General features: G+C 70.9%; 17 protein-coding genes. 6 read left to right on the forward strand and 11 right to left on the reverse strand.

The window, feature by feature from the left end; translation table 11 throughout:
* The first annotated feature begins 3 nt into the window (after positions 1-3).
* Complete coding sequence (locus tag WEB03_RS05165; RefSeq protein ID WP_368069882.1) at positions 4-402, forward strand: VOC family protein; 399 nt, start codon at positions 4-6, stop codon at positions 400-402.
* 4 nt (positions 403-406) lie between these two features.
* Here WEB03_RS05165 and WEB03_RS05170 read toward each other — a convergent pair whose 3' ends face one another.
* Positions 407-1,498: an alpha/beta hydrolase family protein gene (locus WEB03_RS05170; protein ID WP_368069883.1), complete on the reverse strand. Its 1,092-nt coding sequence runs from the start codon at positions 1,496-1,498 to the stop codon at positions 407-409.
* Positions 1,499-1,562: 64 nt separating this feature from the next.
* Complete coding sequence (locus WEB03_RS05175; RefSeq protein ID WP_368069884.1) at positions 1,563-2,792, reverse strand: mechanosensitive ion channel family protein; 1,230 nt, start codon at positions 2,790-2,792, stop codon at positions 1,563-1,565.
* A gap of 352 nt (positions 2,793-3,144) precedes the next feature.
* On the opposite strand from WEB03_RS05175, the gene glnA (WEB03_RS05180) reads away from it, so the two are divergent.
* The 4 genes from glnA (WEB03_RS05180) to WEB03_RS05195 all read left to right on the forward strand — a co-directional run bounded on the left by glnA (WEB03_RS05180) (position 3,145) and on the right by WEB03_RS05195 (position 7,939).
* The gene (gene glnA, locus WEB03_RS05180; RefSeq protein ID WP_368069885.1) at positions 3,145-4,578 is read left to right on the forward strand and encodes a type I glutamate--ammonia ligase; all 1,434 of its coding nucleotides are present in this window, start codon (positions 3,145-3,147) and stop codon (positions 4,576-4,578) included.
* A 299-nt stretch (positions 4,579-4,877) separates the two neighbouring features.
* Entirely contained in the window at positions 4,878-6,128 is a 1,251-nt protein-coding gene (locus WEB03_RS05185) for an ATP-binding protein (protein ID WP_368069886.1), read from the forward strand.
* 417 nt (positions 6,129-6,545) lie between these two features.
* The gene (locus tag WEB03_RS05190; protein ID WP_368069887.1) at positions 6,546-6,779 is read left to right on the forward strand and encodes a hypothetical protein; all 234 of its coding nucleotides are present in this window, start codon (positions 6,546-6,548) and stop codon (positions 6,777-6,779) included.
* 11 nt (positions 6,780-6,790) lie between these two features.
* On the forward strand, positions 6,791-7,939 hold the full coding sequence (locus tag WEB03_RS05195; RefSeq protein WP_368069888.1) for a DUF2332 domain-containing protein: 1,149 nt from the start codon (positions 6,791-6,793) through the stop codon (positions 7,937-7,939).
* Between the two features lie 39 nt (positions 7,940-7,978).
* Here the strand turns inward: WEB03_RS05195 and WEB03_RS05200 are convergent, their stop codons facing one another.
* From WEB03_RS05200 to WEB03_RS05220, 5 genes are all read right to left on the reverse strand, one after another.
* On the reverse strand, positions 7,979-8,500 hold the full coding sequence (locus WEB03_RS05200) for a DoxX family protein (protein WP_368069889.1): 522 nt from the start codon (positions 8,498-8,500) through the stop codon (positions 7,979-7,981).
* The gene (locus WEB03_RS05205; RefSeq protein WP_368069890.1) at positions 8,497-8,637 is read right to left on the reverse strand and encodes a hypothetical protein; all 141 of its coding nucleotides are present in this window, start codon (positions 8,635-8,637) and stop codon (positions 8,497-8,499) included. Before WEB03_RS05205 ends, WEB03_RS05200 begins: the two co-directional genes overlap by 4 nt.
* Before the next feature lie 14 nt (positions 8,638-8,651).
* Positions 8,652-8,795, reverse strand: a complete 144-nt coding sequence (locus WEB03_RS05210; protein ID WP_368069891.1) for a hypothetical protein — start codon at positions 8,793-8,795, stop codon at positions 8,652-8,654.
* 61 nt (positions 8,796-8,856) lie between these two features.
* Entirely contained in the window at positions 8,857-9,567 is a 711-nt protein-coding gene (locus WEB03_RS05215; RefSeq protein ID WP_368069892.1) for an HAD family hydrolase, read from the reverse strand.
* Positions 9,567-10,472, reverse strand: a complete 906-nt coding sequence (locus WEB03_RS05220; protein ID WP_368069893.1) for an alpha/beta fold hydrolase — start codon at positions 10,470-10,472, stop codon at positions 9,567-9,569. Before WEB03_RS05220 ends, WEB03_RS05215 begins: the two co-directional genes overlap by 1 nt.
* Before the next feature lie 172 nt (positions 10,473-10,644).
* On the opposite strand from WEB03_RS05220, the gene WEB03_RS05225 reads away from it, so the two are divergent.
* Positions 10,645-12,321 carry a DUF885 domain-containing protein gene (locus tag WEB03_RS05225; RefSeq protein WP_368069894.1) on the forward strand — a complete coding sequence of 559 codons (1,677 nt, stop codon included), beginning with the start codon at positions 10,645-10,647 and terminating at the stop codon, positions 12,319-12,321.
* A 1-nt stretch (position 12,322) separates the two neighbouring features.
* Here the strand turns inward: WEB03_RS05225 and WEB03_RS05230 are convergent, their stop codons facing one another.
* The 4 genes from WEB03_RS05230 to WEB03_RS05245 form a co-directional block, all read right to left on the reverse strand.
* Positions 12,323-12,736 (reverse strand): hypothetical protein, encoded by a 414-nt coding sequence (locus WEB03_RS05230; protein WP_368069895.1) that lies wholly within the window; start codon positions 12,734-12,736, stop codon positions 12,323-12,325.
* Positions 12,733-15,753: a bifunctional [glutamine synthetase] adenylyltransferase/[glutamine synthetase]-adenylyl-L-tyrosine phosphorylase gene (locus WEB03_RS05235; protein ID WP_368069896.1), complete on the reverse strand. Its 3,021-nt coding sequence runs from the start codon at positions 15,751-15,753 to the stop codon at positions 12,733-12,735. Before WEB03_RS05235 ends, WEB03_RS05230 begins: the two co-directional genes overlap by 4 nt.
* 9 nt (positions 15,754-15,762) lie before the next feature.
* Positions 15,763-17,109, reverse strand: coding sequence for a type I glutamate--ammonia ligase (gene glnA / locus WEB03_RS05240; protein ID WP_368069897.1), 1,347 nt, complete (start codon positions 17,107-17,109; stop codon positions 15,763-15,765).
* 166 nt (positions 17,110-17,275) lie between these two features.
* Complete coding sequence (locus WEB03_RS05245; RefSeq protein WP_368069898.1) at positions 17,276-18,679, reverse strand: ammonium transporter; 1,404 nt, start codon at positions 18,677-18,679, stop codon at positions 17,276-17,278.
* Positions 18,680-18,724 lie beyond the last annotated feature (45 nt).

Below are 18,724 nucleotides of genomic sequence, written 5' to 3' on the forward strand. Positions count from 1 at the left end.
CCGGTGCAGGTCCTCCGCAGCCGCGTCCTGCTGCGCCCGCGCGACCTCGACGTCTCGCTCCGCTTCTACGAGGGCATCCTCGGCCTGCACCGGTCGCGCGAGTTCGGCTCGTCGCCGCACCGGGGCGTGGTCCTCTTCCTCGGCGGTGCCGAACTCGAGCTGACCGAGACCGCTCCGGAGGACGAGCGGCCCCCGTCGCCCGACGGTGTCCGGCTCTGGCTCCAGGTGCCCGACCTCGCCGCCGTGACCGCGGAGCTCACCGCCGCCGGGGTGACGCTGCACGAGGCCCCGGAGCACAAGCCCTGGGGGCTGATCGAGGCCATCGTGCACGACCCCGACGGGCTTTCGCTGGTCCTGGTCGAGGTGCCGGACGACCACCCGTTGCGGGTCGACACCCGCTGAACGGTCAGCAGGCGACGGTCCGGCCCTGACGGGTGCCGGTCACGCCATCGATGACGTGCTCGCCGCAACCGACGTCGACGCCATCGAGCACCTTCGACAGCACCTCGAACCCCGTGACGTTCACCGTGTGGGTGGTGCTGGTCTCGCTCGCGTGACCAGCGAACGGCGACTCGTAGGCGCCGGTGCCACCGAGGACGGTCCCGGAGAGGGTGGTGCCGGCCTCGGAACCCGGACCGCGGGTGACGACGGTGTACAGCTCGGTGGGGACACCGACGGCACGCATCGCGGCCTGCATCTCCCGGCTCTGGTTGGTGGGGACCAACCCGTCATCGAGGCCGTGGACCAGGACGAGTCCGCGTAGCCCCGATGCCGCGATGTCGGGAGCGCGGGCGACCACGGTGCGTTCGAGGTAGGTCGCCGGCGCCTCCTCGAAGGTGCCGCCCATCTGCCGCTCGATGTCCTCGACGGCGTTCGCCGCGAAAGCGTTCCCACCGGCCGCGAGCCCACGGGCCCCCTGGTAGATCTCGACGACGTTGACGGCCGGCTCGACCGCGATCCAGTGGTCGAACAGCGGCGTCCCGTCGCTCCGTTCCGCGCCGGCAGCGACAGCGAGCCCCGAGGCGTTGCCGCCCATGCTCACGCCGTGGATGACGATGTGTTCGATGCTGCGGCAGCGCCGTTCGAACCACTGCGCCGCCGCGATGGAGTCCTCCGCCCCCTCCGCCACCTGCCAGCCTCTGGAGCTCGGCAGCTGACCGGGCCCGTCGGCCGGGATGATCTCGGTCCCCCGGTAGTCCATCGCCAAGGCGATGACCCCGTGCTCCTCGGCCGTCCTGGTGGCGTGCTCACGCCACGACTCCGAGGTGTGGCCGTACCCGTGCGCGAAGACCACGAGGCCCCGTGGCGCCCGTCGCGGGAGGGCCACGATCCCTCGCGCCGGCTCGCCATCCACGTCGACGGTGAACGTCCGCGCCTGGTGTGGCGCGCCCGTGCAGGGGCCGCCACCGGGGCGGGCACCGGGTGCCGCAGGTGCGGCGGCGAGCGAGAGGGCGGCGAGCCCCGCGAGCATCGCGGAGGTGAGGGCGTGACGGCGCACGGTCGGACTCCTGATCGGCCGTGCAGGGCAACGAGCGAGGCCGCGCGGGGGAACGTTCAGGTCGTCATCGGGACGTCCCGGGGTCCCCGGTCGGCGTCCCGCCCGCATCCGCGTCCTCGGACAGCTCCTCCTCCACGTCGGCGGCCACCGCGTTCTCGTCCTGGGCGAGCACACGCTCCGCGCCTCGGTCGCCGCTCCGCGCGGTGGCGATGGCGCGCTCGATGGTGGCACTGTCGAGCGGCGTCGCCGGCTGGTGGTCGGTCTCGTCGCGCACCCACATCGTCCGCTGCGGGAACGGGATCTCGATGCCGGTGGCATCGAACGCGGACTTGATGCGCCGGCGCAGCTCCCGTGAGATCGCGTACTGCTTGCCCGGCTGGGTCTTGATGACGAGCCGGATGTCCACCGAGTCCGCGCCGAGCGTCTGCACGCCCCACACGTCGGGCGTGTCGAGGAACTGATCGCGGTAGCCCTCCTCCTCGGCCATCGCGTTGGCGACGCGCTCGATCACCTCCATCGCGGTGTCGAGGTCGGTGTCGTACGACACCCCGATGTCGAGCAGCGACCGGGCCCACGTCTGGCTCTGGTTGCCGACCCGTCGGATCTCACCGTTCGGGACGTGCCAGAGGGTCCCCTCCACGTCGCGGATCCTGGTGGTCCGTAACGACACCCCCTCGACGACCCCGATCGCCTCACCGACGTCGATGATGTCACCGACCCCGAACTGGTCCTCAGCGAGCATGAACACCCCCGACAGGAAGTCGGCCACCAGGTTCTGGGCACCGAAGCCGATCGCCAGGCCGACCACGCCGGCACCCGCGACGAGCGGTGCGAGGTTGACCCCGACCTCGGCGAGGATGAGGAAGGTGGCCAGCACCCAGATGACGACCGTCGCGATGCTGGTCAGGAGCGCACCGAGCGCGTCCGCACGCTGCGTGCGACGCAGCGACACCCCTGGTTCCTCCGCAGCTCGCCGCCGCCGGAAAGGTCCCTGACGGGACTCCGGATCCTTGGCGTGCGTCACCCCGCGCGAGATCAGACGCTTGGCGAACCGCAGCACGAACGACGCGATGATGAGGATGAGCAGGATCTGCAACGCCGGCCCGAGGGTCACACCCACCACCGACGCGAGGAAGTCGTTCGGCATCGCGTCCGCGACCTGATCGGTGAAGGATCGGGTCGTCTCCTGCAGCGGGAGCGGGTTCGGGTCGAGCTCCACGTCGTCCGCGGTGGCGCCGTCGGCAGCGCCGCCGTCGGGCCCGACCACGGCGAGCCAGGTGAGAACAGCGGTCATCGGTCCCACGTGAGGTCCTCCTCGATGGACCACGAGGCTAGGGTCGGAACGCGTCTCCCCGCCCCATCCGAGCCGGAACGGACGACCGGGCCGCCTGTAACACGCCCGTAACGATCGGGACACGACCGCACAACGGACCCTTCGTAGCGTGCCGACGGCAGGAACACCGACCCGGGCGCACGTGAACCACGCGCCCACCGGCCGGGCGAGGCGCACGCCGGGCCCCAACCGCGGCACGCCGCGGCGCGGCAGGTCGCGTCGGTCGGGCGCCTCGCCCGCCTGCCGCGCACCACCGCTGGACGCCGTCCCGTTGGGGGACGACCCGCCAGCGACCACCACAAGGAGCACGACCTTGGCCAGCCCCCCGCAGACCGCTCAGGACGTCCTCGACCTCATCGAGTCCGAGGGTTTCGAGTTCGTCGACCTACGCTTCATCGACCTCCCGGGTGTCACGCAACACACGACGTTCCCCGTCACGAACGTCAACGCGGACACCTTCGAGAACGGGGTCTTCTTCGACGGGTCGTCGGTGCGCGGGTTCCAGGGCATCCAGGAATCCGACATGCTCCTGATCCCCGACCCGACCACGGCGGTCGAGGACATCTTCCGTACCCGCAAGACCCTCATGATGTACTGCCACATCCACGACCCGGTGACCGGCGAGTCCTACTCCCGTGACCCGCGCAACATCGCCCGCAAGGCCGAGGCGTACGTCGCCTCGACCGGGTTCGCCGACACCTCGTACATGGGCCCCGAGGCCGAGTTCTTCATCTTCGACTCCGTCCGCTTCGACTCGCAGGGTCACACCTCGTTCTACGAGGTCGACTCGATCGAGGGCTCGTGGAACACCGGTCGCGACGAGGAGGGTGGCAACAAGGGCTACAAGCCCCGCACCAAGGGCGGCTACTTCCCCGTCCCGCCGATGGATCACCACACCGACCTGCGTTCGGAGATGGTCCACAACCTCGAGGCGTTCGGGATCGCCACCCAGCTGCACCACCACGAGGTGGGCTCCGGTGGTCAGGGTGAGATCGGCATCGAGTTCGATCGCCTCGCCACGATCGCCGACAAGCTGATGACGTTCAAGTACGTCGTCAAGAACACCGGTGCTGCGGCAGGCAAGACGGTCACCTTCATGCCGAAGCCCATCTTCGGCGATAACGGTTCCGGGATGCACTGCCACCAGTCGCTGTGGAAGGACGGCGAACCGCTGTTCTTCGACGAGTCCGGCTACGGCCAGCTCTCCGACATCGCACGCTGGTACATCGGCGGCCTGCTCGCACACGCCCCGTCGGTGCTCGCGTTCACCAACCCGACCACCAACTCCTACCGCCGCCTGGTGCCGGGCTACGAGGCACCGGTCAACCTCGTCTACTCGGCCCGGAACCGCTCGGCCGCCGTGCGCATCCCGATGTCGGGGGACTCGCCGAAGGCCAAGCGCATCGAGTTCCGCGTCCCCGACCCCTCGTCGAACCCCTACCTCGCCTTCGCGGCGATGCTGATGGCCGGGCTCGACGGTGTCCGCAACAAGATCGAGCCGGCCGACCCGGTCGACAAGGACATCTACGACCTGCCGCCCGAGGAGCTGCTCGGCCTCCCCTCGGTGCCGCGTTCGCTCGAGGAGGCCCTCCAGGGCCTGCAGGACGACCACGAGTTCCTGCTCGAGGGCGGCGTCTTCACCGAGGACCTGATCGAGACCTGGATCCAGTACAAGATGGACGCCGAGGTCGCGGCCATCGCCCTCCGGCCGCACCCGCACGAGTTCGAGCTCTACTACGACATCTGATTCGCAACCGAACGACGAAACAGCCCCTGACCTGCGGAAACGCAGGATCAGGGGCTGTTTCCGTTGGCCAGAAATTCAGGACCCCAAGGCATTCGTCACCATGATCATGCTCGAACGCGGCGGGCTCGCCCCCGAGCTGCCCTGGAAGACCGCGTCATGACCCACGGCACCGACAGTTGTCCCATAAATGGCACCCTGACCTGCGCTTATGCAGGAGGTCGACTAGCGTGCAGGCAATTACTCAATTTAGATCTAGGCAATCATTCGATTTTTTGACAGGCAATCGCTAGAGTTAGGCCATGCCCGCCTACCTCCCCCGCATCACTGATCAGGAGCTCGCCACACGACTCCAGGTCATGGGCGCTGTCCTGATCGAGGGACCGAAGGCCTGTGGCAAGACCGCCACAGCCTCGCAGGTCGCCAAGACCATCGTCCGGTTCGACGAGGACCCCACTGCACGCGCACAGGTCTCGCTCGACCCGCAGGCACTCTTCAAGGGCGAGCCCCCGATCCTGTTCGACGAGTGGCAGCTCGAACCCGACATCTGGAACCGCGTACGCCGCCAGGTTGACGACCGAAGCGAGAAGGGCCAGTTCATCCTGACCGGGTCGGCCCGACCGCGAGACGACGCCAACCGCCATTCGGGCGCCGGACGCTTCTCGGTCATGCAGATGCGCCCGATGAGCCTCTTCGAGTCCGGCCACTCGAACGGTCAGATGTCACTCACCGCACTCCTGGAGGGCGAGAAGCAGACCGGGCTTGGCACGCATCTCACCTTTGAGGAGCTCCTCAAACGGATCGTGGTGGGCGGCTGGCCCGAGCTCGTCCATGCCGACGAGGAGTTCGCCCGCAACTGGCTCGACGACTATCTACGTCAGGTAATCGAGGTGGACATTCCCGAGATGGGACACCGCCGCAACCCCAGCAACTTGGCCCGCCTCCTTGAATCGCTCGGACGCGGAGTTGGTCAAGCCGTGAAGCTCAGTGAACTCGCCAAGGATGTCGGGGGTGAGTCCGGTCCGATCGCCCACGAGACCCTCACCGGCTACCTGGACGCACTCGACCGCCTCAAGCTCACTGACGACTCGCCCGCTTGGCGACCACACATGCGCTCCCGCACGCGCCTGCGTACCGCCCCCGTCCGCTACTTCGTGGACCCGTCCCTCGCCACGGCTGCGCTCAACATCGGAACCACCGAGCTGCGAGCCGACCCTCTGGCAACCGGCTTCCACTTCGAAGCACTCGTCGTCCGCGACCTGCGGATCTATTCGCAATTGCATCGCGGCCAAGTCGACTCCTGGCGCGACGCCAACGGCAGCGAAGTCGACGCCATCGTGACTGGGCGCGACAACAAGTGGGCCGCGTTCGAGATCAAGCTCAACCCTCGCGACGTCGACGCCGCCGCCGCCGCTCTCCTCCGGTTCGCAGCCAACGTGGACACCTCGCGACATAAGGAGCCGGCCTGCCTCGGCGTCATTACAAGCACCGGTGCTGGCGGCCGCCGCGAGGACGGCGTCCACGTCATCCCGATCGGCTGCCTAGGTCCGTAGGCGCCCTCCGAGATTCCGCAGGGATTCCGCAGGAGATCCCTTCGAGGCCAAAATCAGCCGACTTCGGCCAACCGCCAGAATCGACGTTTCCGCAGGTCAGACCGTGCTTTCCGGAGATGACCGACACCGGCCAACACCCCTTCCGGTGTTCGAGCTCTACTTACGACATCTGAGCGTTCGTCCGTCCGCGCAGGTGCTTGGCCGCCTCTGAGCGCTCGCGACCGAGCGACATCTGAGCGCTCGCACGCGATGCGGCCGCCCGGGCTCCGGCTCGGGCGGCCGCCCCGTGTCTCGGCTGCGCGTCGCTTCGCCACCTCGTGGCTCCGTGCGGGAGCCGACGGGTCGTTCGGCCGGTGCGGCCTCCTCGGTTCGCCGGCCGGTCGGTGCGACGATGGCGCACCCGTCCGAGGAGCCCCGGTGTACGACATCAAGGTGACGACCACCCCCGGTTCCCTGCGCGCCGTCCCGAAGCGAGAGGACGCAGCGCTCGACGAGGTGATCGGTCGGGTGCGTGAGCGCGGCGGCCAGCGGACGCCGGACGAGGTCTACGCCCAGCTCCTGCGTGAGGTGAAGGTCGCCTTCCCGGCGGGCTTCTTCCCGAACGGCACCCGGCTCCGTGACGTGGCCCACGACATCGCGGAGGCGTCCTGACGCCACCCGACGTGGAGGACGACGGACGGTCCATCGGCTCCGAGGCCGTCGTCGGAGCGGGACCACCAGGGACCGACCCGTCGCGTGGCGCGTCGGTTCCCCCGCCGGTCGAGCAACCCGAGCGCCTCGTCGCCTGGCAACTGATCGGTCAGGCGCGCGCCTGCCAGGTCATAGGGTCGCCGCTCTACGCCCACCTGCTGACGACGGCCGCCCAGGACGTCCTCGGCGGCGGACCGCTCGCGGATCTGCTGGTCCCCCGGGTGCGGCCGGGCCGCGGTGACGCCGCCGGGCTACGCCTGATGGCAGCGGTCCACCGGCTCGTGCTGACGCGTCGAGCCACGAAGCTCGCCACCCACTTCCCGAGCGTCGGCGGCACGCCCGACCTCGGCACCGCGGGCGCCACGTTCCTCGACGCGATCACCGACCACCTCGAGGTGCTGCGCGTGGACGTCGAGCGGCCGTGCCAGACCAACGAGGTCGGGCGCGCGGCCGGCCTCGTGGTGGGCCTGCTCGCCTGCAGTGCGATCACGGGCCTTCCTCTCGCCATCCGGGAGGTGGGGGCTGCGGCTGGGCTGAACCTCAGGCTGGATCACTGGCGCTACGAGCTCCCGGGCGACACGATCGTCGGCGACCCCGACGGCGAGGTGGTACTCGCCGGCCGTTGGCGCGCACCGGTCCCCCACGCCGACCACGGCTTCCGGGTCGTCGACCGGCGCGGCTGCGACCGCAACCCCATCGATCCGACGACCGCCGAGGGCCGCCTCGCCCTGTCGGCCTCCGTCTGGGCCGACCAGCCTGCCCGCTTCGAGCGGCTCGGCGCAGCCCTCCGCACCGCCGCACGTGTGCCCGCCACCGTCGACGCGGCGTCCGCAGCAGCCTGGACCCGCGAGCACGTCACCCCCGCCGCCGGTCGGGTGACCGTCGTCTACCACTCGATCGTCGAGGAGTACCTCGAAGCGGACGAGCGCGCGGCCTTCCACCGAGCGGTCGAGGCGGCCGGCGCCGCAGCCACGGAGGAGGCGCCGATCGCGTGGCTTCGCATGGAACCCTCGAGCGAGCTCCGCCACCACGCGGTCAGCCTGCGCCTGTGGCCGCACGCACCCGAACTCCGCCACCTCGCCACCACCGGCGCCCACGGCGACGACGTCACCCCCCGGTGACCGGCGCCGACGGCGCAGCGGATAGCCATGGACGCCACCTCAGTCGCTCGGCGGCCGCCGGGTCGACCAACGGAGCCACCCGAGACCGACGCCGGCGCCGAGCGCCAGGAGTCCGGGGACGATGCCCGAGAGGTGGGTGCCGAGCAGCGCGTCCAACGACCAGCTACCGGGACCGGCCGTCGCGAGGGCCCACGCGACGGCGATGAGGTAGCCGTTCAGCTCCCAGCCCTTGCGGACCGACCAGAAGCCGTTGTCGTCGTTGTTGACCAGGGCCGCGACCGTCATGGTCCCGATGACCGCCGCCGAGGCGAGCGGCGTGAGGAACCCGATGGCGAGCCCGAGCCCACCCGCGATCTCGCTGGTACCGGCGAGGATGGCGGCGACCTTGCCGTCACCGAACCCGAGGGAACGGAACCATCCAGCGGTCCCGGCCAGCCCGCCCCCGCCGAACCAGCCGAACAGCTTCTGGAAGCCGTGGAGGCTGAGTCCGACCCCGACCAGCACCCGGAGCAGCAGGAGCCCGGCATCCACGGCCGTCGGGTCGGCCTCGAGGGTCATCATCGAGCGTCCTGGACCGTCGGGAGGGTGAGCGCGAAGCAGGCACCCTCGTCCTGTTCGCGGTAGGTGAGGGAGCCGCCGTTGGCGCGGGCGAGTTCGGTCGCGATGGACAGGCCGAGGCCGTACCCCGGTCGGGACACGCCGAACCGTGGCATCAGCCGCGGAGGATCCCGATGAGCCAGAAGGCGATCAGCAGCGCAACGATCACCGCCGCGATACCACCGGCCCAGCTCGTGATGATCTTGTTCATGAAGCCACGGGCCTCGTCGGTGTCGGAACCTGCGTTCGGGTCCACCACGGTCGATCCTCCATCACCGGTCGTTCCGGCGTCGGGTGCGGGTGCTCGGACGTGCGGTCGGTCAGGCGGCCGGGGAGACCCACGCGGCGGGTGGGACGAGCGCTGCGGGCGTGATCTCGTCGACGACCAGGTCGGCATCGTCGAGCTGCGAGGGCTCGAACACGCCGCGGACGATGGCGACGGTGTAGGTGCCGGCGGCTCGGGCGCTCGCCAGCCCGATCGGCGTGTCCTCGACGGCGGTGCACCGGGACGCCGGGACACCGAGCGCGGCGGCCGCGGCCAAGTACGGCGCGGGGTCCGGCTTGTGGTCCTCGACGTCATCGGCACCGACGATCGCCGTGACGAGGTCGCGCAGGTCCTCGCGGTCGAGGCAACGCGACACGTGGGAACGCGTCGACGACGAGGCCACCGCGACGGGGACCCCCTCCGCGACGAACGCGCGCAGCGTCGCCACGACGTCGGGGAACAGGCGGAGCTCGGCGTCGAAGGTCGCGCCCGCCTGCTCACGAAGCTCCGCGCGGAAGCTGTCGACGTCGCCGAGATCCCCGCGGGCGGAGAAGTGGTCGAACCCTGCGGGCCACGCACGACCGATGATGGCGGCGTGATCGGCGGCGGTGACCTCGATACCTCGGCGTGCGAGGACGTCGCGCCACACCCGCGCCGAGAGGGTCTCGGTGTCGGCGAGCGTGCCGTCGCAGTCGAAGATGACCCCGGCGGGCAGGTCGCGGTGACCCTCCTGCACGCCGTCGAGCGAGGAGCCGGCGACACGCATCAGCCGGTCCGCCTTGGATCGGCCGAGATCGGGACCTGGGCCCCGGCACCGGTACCTGCGAGGGCCACGATGGCGCGCGCGACGGCCAGCGGGTCCTCCTCGTGGACGAAGTGACCCGCCCCGGGGATGGGCACCAGGGTCGCGTCGAGGTCGTGCGCGACCCGAGCCGCGAGGTGGAACGGGGTCGCCGGGTCCTCCTCCCCCCACACCACGGCGGTCGGGACGCGCATGCGGTGCGAGCCCTCGTGCTCGCGGCGCAACCCGGTCCGGGACCGGAACCGTCGGATGCTGTGATCGATGACGGCCCGGCGCGACAACCCCCGGTAGTAGCGCAACCACGCCGACGGGTTGGCCGAGATGGCGGCGGCGTAGGTGTCGATGACCTCGTCGGTGAACGGTTCACGGACGACCGACGCAGCGCGCACCGTGGCAGCGACCAGCGGCCGGGAGGCGAAACGGAAGGCCAGCTCCGGTGCGATCGGGATGTTGAGCAGCGGCACGTGCCACGAGGCACGCAGATCGAGCTGCCGGAAGGGCGAGGACATCGTCACCAGGGCCCGCACCAGGCCGGGGTGGCGGAACGCCGTCGCGACGGCGACGGCACCGCCCCAGTCGTGGCCGACGAGGACGGCCTTGCGGACGTGCAGGTTGTGGATCAGCTGGCTGATCTCGTCGGCCAGCGTCTGCGGGTCGTAGCCGCCACGCGGTGCCTCGGACCGACCGAAGCCCTTCAGATCGGGGGCCACGACGCGGTAGCCCGCATCGACGAGCAGCGGAGCCACGCGACGCCAGGACGAGCCGTCTTCGGGCCAGCCGTGGAGGAGCAGCGCGAGATCGTCCCCGTGGCCGAGCGCGCGCACGAAGAACCGGGTCTCGCCACCCGAGACGTAGCCCTCACGCCACACGAAGCCCTCCCGGACCGTCGCACCGTTGCTGCCGCGGATCCCACGGCGTCGATCGCGCCGACCGCAGGTCGTGCACGATGGTCCGAGCGTAGGGGTCCGGTCGGCTCGTAGGCTGTACCGCTCCCCGGCCGACCGCCCGTCCGTCGGCTCGCTCGACCCGACTGGAACGTCCGTGGACTCCCCGCACCCCGTGTACGACGTCGCCGACCGGTACGTGGACGCCTACGCCGCGCTCCGGCCGATCGATGCCACCTTCGCCGGCATCGACGGGCACGACCACCGCTGGGGCGATCTCGGACCCGACGGTGTCGAGGAAGCCGCCGACCTGTTCCGGCGCACCCGAGCGCAGCTGGCCGCTCTGCCCCCGGGTGAGGACCGGTGGGCGCAGCTCGCGGTGCGGGTCCTCGACGACGATCTCGCGCTGCAGCTCGAGGGCCACGACCACGACGACCCGCTGCGCGACATCGCGCACATCGCGTCCACGATCCCCGAGACCCGCGAGGCGCTCGAGGTCCAGGACACCAGCGACCCGGACGGACGTGAAGCGGTCGTCGCCCGGTTGGAGGGCTACGCCGACGCGCTCGAGGGGTGGCGGGCGAAGGTCGACCGGGGTCGGCAGCGAGGCCGCGTCGTCGCGCAGCGGCAGGTGCGTTCCACCACCTCCCAGCTGCACGAGCTCGCCGAGGACGACGGTCCCCTGCGCCGCGTCGCGACAGCGGTCGTGGCCGCCGACGGGGCGCTCGCCGATCGCGTCCAGGCCGCGCTCCCCGCTGCGGGCGCCGCCGCCACCCGGACGGCACGGTGGCTGACCGAGATCTACCTCCCGGGGGCGTCCGAAGCCGACGGCGTGGGCGAGGAGCGCTACCTGCGCTCGGCCCGGGGCTTCCTCGGCAGCGACCTCGACCCCGCCGAGACCTACGCGTGGGGGTGGGACCGCATCGGCGAACTGACGGCCCGTGCGCGCTCGGTCGCTCGGGAGCTGTCCCCGGACACCGACCTACCGGCGACGATCGCCCGCCTGCGCGGGGACCCGGCGTTCGCCGCACCGAACCCCGACGCGTTCCGCGAGGCGATGCAGGCGCGGCAGTCGGCGGCGCTCGACGCGCTCGACGGGGTGCACTTCGACGTCCCCGGACCGATCCGGCGCGTCGAGGTCAAGCTCGCGGGCGGTGGCGCGCCCGGCGCCTACTACAACGGGCCGTCCGAGGATTTCTCACGGCCGGGGACCATCTGGTGGTCCCTGCCCGAGGACGGGCCCGTGCCCCTGTACGAGGAGGTGTCCACCGCCTACCACGAGGGCTTCCCCGGTCACCACCTCCAGATCGGCATCCAGGTGGGGTTGGCCGACCGGTTGTCGCGGGCCCACCGCACGCTGATCTGGAACCCCGGCTACGGCGAGGGCTGGGCGCTCTACACCGAGCAGCTGATGGACGAGCTCGGGATGTTCGAACACCCCGCCTACGTGCTCGGGTACCTCGCCGGCGAGCTGCTGCGCGCGACCCGCGTGGTCGTGGACATCGGCCTCCACCTCGGCTGGCGCATCCCGGACACGGCGCCGGTGCACGCCGGTGAGGCCTGGGACTTCCCCCGGGCCGTCGACGCGCTGCAGCAGCTGGCGTTCCTACCCGCCGGCTACGCCGACAGCGAGGTCACGCGCTACCTCGGCTGGCCGGGCCAAGCGATCTCGTACGCCGTCGGTCAGCGGGCCATCGTGGGCTTGCGTGAGGAGCGACGGCGGCGGGACGGGGCGGGGTTCGAGCTGAAGGCGTTCCACGCCGACGTGCTCGGCTCCGGGCCGGTCGGCCTCGACCTGCTGCGCGCCGTGGTCCTCGGCTTCGAGCACCGCTGAGTCACCGGGGCGCACCGAGCAGCGCGAAACGCCGGACCCCGCACCGGGTCAGGTCCACGCCCGGGTAGCGCGAGCGCAGCCCGGCGGTGACCTCGCCCGTCCCGCCGGCGAAGGTCACCTCGTCGCCGATACGCAACCGGGTGCCAGCGACGTCGATCGTCGGCGCGCCCCCATCGAGCGGTCCGAACGCGGTCCGCTCGGCGAACAGCGGCAGGACCAGGCCCGCGTCGTCCTCGATGAGCACGCAGTCCCGCTCGACCACGAGCGTGCCCGAGACCGTCCCCGCGGGGATGCCGTCGATGTCGTCCACCGCGACGAGGTAGGGGCGGGCGGCGATGGGATCGGTCACCGGACCGGCGCACCCGGCGAGCACCACGGTGAGGGCGAGCCAGCACGAACGTCGGGCGACGCTCACCACTGGCCCTCCTCCTGCTCGTAGAACAGCCGCGAACAGACCCGTCGCACGTGACGGGCGTGCCGCTTGCGGTCCTCCTCGAGCTCCTGCCACCCCCCACGCCCGTACCCCATCGCGCGCGCCAAGGTCTCGAGCGTGGCCATCGCCTGGGGCAGGACGTCCACGTCGCGGTGGCGCAGCAGGTAGCGGCGGTTGCGGAGCTCGGACAGGAACCGGTACCCGTCCCGCAGCCACACGGCGTCCCGGTGCTCGAGCAGGTCGGCGTCCTGCATCGCGTCGAGCACCCGCATCGTCGAGGTGCCCCGCGCCGCGACCTGCGTGGCGCCGTGCCGCAGCTGCAGCAGCTGGACGGTCCACTCCACGTCGGAGAGCCCACCGGGTCCGAGCTTGATGTGGCGTTCGGGGTCGATCCGCTTCGAGATCCGCTCCCGTTCGAGCCGGGCCTTCATGCGCCGGATGCGGGTCGCCTCGCGGTCCCCGAAGTCCTCCGGGTAGGCGACAGCACGCGACGCCTCGACGAACCGGTCGCCGAGGTCCCGGTCACCGGCGACGGGCCGCGCCTTCAGCAGGGCCTGGTGCTCCCACGGTTCGGACCACCGCTCCCAGTAGGCCTGGTAGGAGCTGAGGGTCCGTGACAACGGGCCGTTGCGCCCCTCGGGCCGCAGGTCCGCGTCGACCTCGAAGGCCGTGCCGTCGGGGGTGATGGCGGACAGCGACTTCATGACCTCGACCGCCACGTCGAGCGCGAGCTTGCCGGCCGCCTGGTCGTCCCCACCGTCGACGACCTCGTGCACGAACAGGACGTCGAGGTCCGAGACGTAGTGCAGCTCCTCGCCGCCGAACTTGCCCATCCCGATGATCGCCATCCGGATGGGGAGCTGCGACGGATCGTCGAGCTCGAGCGAGCGAGCGCGCCGCCGCAGCACGTCGGACAGGGCCCCCTCGAGGCACGCCTCACCGAGCGCCGTGAGCTCGTCCCCGACGCTCGACACCGTCGCCAGCCCAGCGAGGTCACGGACCACGAGCCGCAGCAGCTCGAAGCGCTTGAACCGGCGGAGCGCCGCCCCCGTGTCCTGCCAGACGAGGCGTGCGAACGCCATCCGGGTCAGCTCGTCGCGGGTGCGGGGGTGTCGCCGGGCCTCGTTGTCGCGGAGCCACCCGACACCGCCGGGTTGGCCGATCAGCAGCTCGCCGGCGACCTTCGAGGTACCGAGGAGCCGTCCGATGAGCTCCGCGGACGGGGGGTGGTCACGGAGGTGGCCCAGCAGCTCCGCCCGGTCGCCTTGCGCATCCACCAGGTCGCGGAAGGAACGCAGACCACCGTCGGGATCGGGGGTGTCCTGCAGCGCGTGCAGGACCGCGGGCAGGACGGCACGGACGGTCCGGGCTCGGCGTGACACCCCCGCCGTCAGGTGACGGACGTCGCGCATCGCGGCGGCACCGTCCGCGAACCCGAGGGCCGCGAGACGCTCACGGGCAGCGTCCTCACCGATGATCCGGACCTCGGTCGGGATCGACACCCCCGTGGCCGCCGCCGTGACCTCGGCGTAGGTCTCGAGCAGCGGGCGGAAGAACAGCTTCGCGTGCAGCTCGCTGACCCGGGACTGGGCGCGCTTCAGATCACGCTGGAAGGTGGTGCGGGCGGTCTCGCCCTCGCTGGGGCGGTAGCCCATGGCGCGGGCCAACCACTCCTGCCGGTCCTCGTCGTCGGGGATGGTGTGGGTCCGACGCTCGTGTGCGAGCTGGAGCCGGTGCTCGGCGGTGCGCAGCAGCCGGTAGGCGTCGGCGAAGGCCTCGGCGTCCTCGTCAGCCACGTAGCCGCCCCGGGCGAGCGCACGCAGCGCCGGCAGGGTGCCGGTCGAACGCAGGCTCCGATCGCCGCGTCCGTGCACGATCTGCAGCAGTTGGACGGCGAACTCGACGTCCCGGATCCCGCCCGGGCCGAGCTTGAGCTGGCGACCGCCGTGCCGTTGCACCTCGGGCTTGGTCGCGATGCGCGCCTTCATAGCACGCACCTCCGCGACCACCTCCGGGTCGAGCTGGTCGGGCCAGACGAACGGTTCGGCCGCGCGCATCAGCTCGGCGCCGAGCTGCCGATCCCCCGCGACCGGCCGCGCCTTGAGCATCGCCTGGAACTCCCAGGTCTTGGCCCACCGCTCCCAGTACGCGACGTAGGAGGCCACCCGTCGCGACAGCGGTCCCGACCGGCCCTCGGGCCGCAGGGTCGGATCGACCTCGTAGGCGCGCCCCATCGTCGTCGACGCGTTCAGAAGCTCGAGCAACCGCGACAGGACCGCCCTGGCCTCGCGCGCGGCGGCCTCGTCCGCGTCCGAGCCACCGTCGGGATCGACCGGTTCGTGCACGAAGACGACGTCCACGTCCGAGACGTAGTTCAGCTCGCGTCCACCGAGCTTGCCCATGCCGATGACGGCGATCCGAGCGGCGGGGTCACCGTCGGCGTGCTGCTGGTGGAGCGCGGCGAGCGTGCCGGTGAGCACCGCCTCGGCCAGGTTGGCGAGCTCGCCGGCCACCGCCTCGATGTCGTCGACCCCCGTCAGATCACGACCGGCGATGTCCGCCGTCGCGGCCCGTCGGATGGCGGCGACCCCGGCGGCCTCCTGTTCCGGTGTCTCGCCCTCGAGGACCGCCCGTTCGACGGCCGCCGCGGTGGTGTCGACGTCGACCCCGTCGAGCGTTCGCAGCGCCTCGACCGCGTCCTCGAAGCGTCCGAGGAGGTCACCGAGCGGTTGGGAGGTGCCACCGACGGCGATCACCCGCTGCAGCCAGGCGTCGTCGGCGCGGACCTGTTCGAGCAGGCCGGGCTGGTTCGTGGCGATGTCGGCGACGCAGCGCAGCGCGTCCTGCGGATCCGCCGCGCGCGACACCAGCGACAGCAACCGTTCGTCGATGTCGTCGTCCGTGGTGAGACCGGCCTCCTCGAGCCACGGGAAGGCCTGGTCCGGGTCGAGACCCGCCTTGGCGAGCCGCGCTCGGAGCGAGACGGGCCGGGAGACCACGGGCGCCCCCTACAGCAGCGGGAGGTAGCGCTCGAGCTCGAACTGGGTGACGTGCGCGGCGTACTCGTCCCACTCCTGGCGCTTGTTGGCCAGGAAGTGGGAGAAGAGGTGTTCGCCGAGCGTCTCGGCCACCAGCTCGGAGGACTCCATGATCCGCAACGCCTCGCCGAGCGAGGTGGGCAGCCGCTCGATGCTGTGGGCGGCACGCTCCGCGGGGGTCAGCTCGAAGGTGTTCTCCTCGAACTCGTCGGGCAGCTCGTAGCCCTCCTCGATGCCCTTGAGCCCCGCCGCCAGCAGCAACGCGAACGCGAGGTAGGGGTTGCACGCCGGGTCCGGTGCACGGTACTCGAGTCGGGTCGAGGCACCCTTGCGCGGCTTGTACATCGGCACACGGATGAGCGCGCTGCGGTTCGAGTGCCCCCACGACACGAAGATGGGCGCCTCGCCGGTCGGCAGCGGACCATGGAGCCGCGCCGTGAGCCGCTTGTAGGAGTTGACCCACTGGTTGGTGACCGCGGTGATCTCGCGGGCGTGCCGCATGAGCCCGGCGAGGAACTGCTTGGCGATCGGGGACAGCCGGTAGGGGTCGGAGGCGTCGTGGAAGGCGTTGTTGTCGCCCTCGAACAGCGACAGGTGCAGGTGCATCGAGCTGCCGAACTCGCCCTCGAGGGGCTTGGGCATGAACGAGGCGTAGACACCGCGCATGAGCGCGGTCTCCTTGACCACCAACCGGAAGGTCATGATGTTGTCGGCCATCGTCAGCGCATCGGCGTAGCGCAGGTCGATCTCGTGCTGCGACGGTGCAACCTCGTGGTGGCTGAACTCGACCGAGATGCCCATCTTCTCGAGCATGTTGATGGCCTGGCGGCGGAAGTCCTGCTGGACGTCGAGCGGCGTCATGTCGAAGTACGAGCCGTTGTCGAGCGGCACCGCGTGTTCGGCGTCCTCGAAGAGGAAGAACTCCATCTCGGGGTGGACGTAGAAGGTGAAGCCCATGTCGGCCGCACGTTCGAGGGTGCGCTTGAGCACCAACCGCGGGTCAGCGGCGAAGGGCTGGCCATCGGGGGTCACGATGTCGCAGAACATCCTGGCCACGCCCTGGGACTCGGGCCGCCACGGCAGGACCTGGAAGGTCGAGGCGTCCGGGACGGCCAGCATGTCGGCCTCCTGGACGCGGGCGAACCCGTCGATGGCCGCCCCGTCGAAGCCGATGCCCTCGCTGAAAGCGTTCTCGAGCTCGGCGGCGGTGATCGCCACCGACTTGAGGAACCCGAGCACGTCGGTGAACCACAGCCGGATGAAGCGGACGTCCCGCTCCTCGACGGTGCGGAGGACGTACTCCTGTTGCTTGTCCACGGGGGCGCTCCTCGGGAGGTGGGGCCGGCGACGTGAGGCACCGCGCCTCGGCAGCGTAGTGAGCGGGACGCGGGTGATCCCCGACCGGAGCTCGTGCTCCGGTCGGGGATCTGGAGGTCCGGGGACGGTGACCGACGTGACCGGCCCCGGACCGGTCGCTCCGCGGTCAGTCGGTGGCGGCCACCGGTCGCGTCCGCGGTGCCGGCGCCGTGCCGGAGGAACCGGGTACGAACCCGCTCGGCGAGGACCCCGACCCGTACACCAGCTCCGGGTAGCCGGGGACGCCGTGCTCGTGGATGTCGAGCCCCTCGATCTCCTCCTGCTCGGGTACCCGCAGGAACCCGGCGGCCTTCAGGGCGACGAAGAGGACGCCGCTGGTGATGGCCACCCACGCGACCGTGGCCACGACCCCAGCCACCTGGTAGCCGAGCTGCGCCGCGCCGCCGCCGTAGAACAGGCCGTTCTCGACGTGGGCGAGCCCGACCCAGACGGTGCCGAGGATGCCGCACACACCGTGGACGGCGCTCGCGCCGACCACGTCGTCGATACCGATCCGGTCGATGGCCGCGACCGCCACCGCGACGAGGACACCGGCGATGAGGCCGACCAGCAGGGCCATCAGGTGGGAGGTGACGTCCGCCCCGGCGGTGATGCCGACCAGGCCCGCCAGGATGCCGTTGGCGGTCATGGCGACGTCGAACTTGCCGTTCTTGAGGCGGGTGTAGAACGCCGCGGTGATCCCGCCACCGGCGCCGGCCAGCGACGTGGTGACGATCACGTGGGCGAGCACGGGACCGTCCAGGGCGAGGACCGAGCCACCGTTGAAGCCGAACCAGCCGAAGAACAGCAGCAGGGTGCCGAGCGCCACGAACGCGATGTTGTGCCCGGGGATGGCGCGCGGCTTGCCGTCCTTGCCGTACTTGCCGATGCGTGGGCCCAGGATCGCGGCACCGACGAGGGCCGCCACACCACCGGTGAGGTGGACGATCGTGGAGCCGGCGAAGTCGTGGAACCCGAGCGCGGACAGCCAGCCGCCACCCCACTGCCAGGCACCCACGACCGGGTAGATGAACCCGGTCAGGACGATGGCGATCACGACGTAGGCACCGAACTTGATGCGCTCGGCGACGGCACCGGAGACGATGGTCGCCGCGGTGGCCGCGAACATCGCCTGGAAGGCGAAGTCGATCTCGGTGGTGATGAGCTCACCCGCACCGCCGGTGGCTCCCGACAGGAAGAACCCGGAGGTCCCGATGAACCCGCCGACGAGGTCGCCGTACATCACGGCGTACCCGACGATGTAGTACACGGTGATACCGAGCGCGATCGTCATCAGGTTCTTGCCGATGATGTTCGCGGTGTTCTTCTGACGCGTCAGGCCGGCCTCCAGCATGGAGAAACCGGCGTGCATCAGGAAGACCAGACCGGTCGCGAAGACGAGGTACAGCGTCATCGCGAAGACGTTGAGCGTCTCGAGATCGACGGTGCCCTCGATCTGCGCGATCGCGGGGACGGCGGACCCGGCCAGGATGGCCGCGGTCATCACCCCCAGCTTGAGTGCTCGCTTCACGGGTTCCTCCAGGTTCTTCGTCCAGGTGACCGACGCGTCGGTACG

Origin of the sequence: Nitriliruptor sp. (assembly GCF_040882075.1) — a bacterium.
In the GTDB taxonomy this organism is placed as follows: Bacteria; Actinomycetota; Nitriliruptoria; order Nitriliruptorales; family Nitriliruptoraceae; genus Nitriliruptor.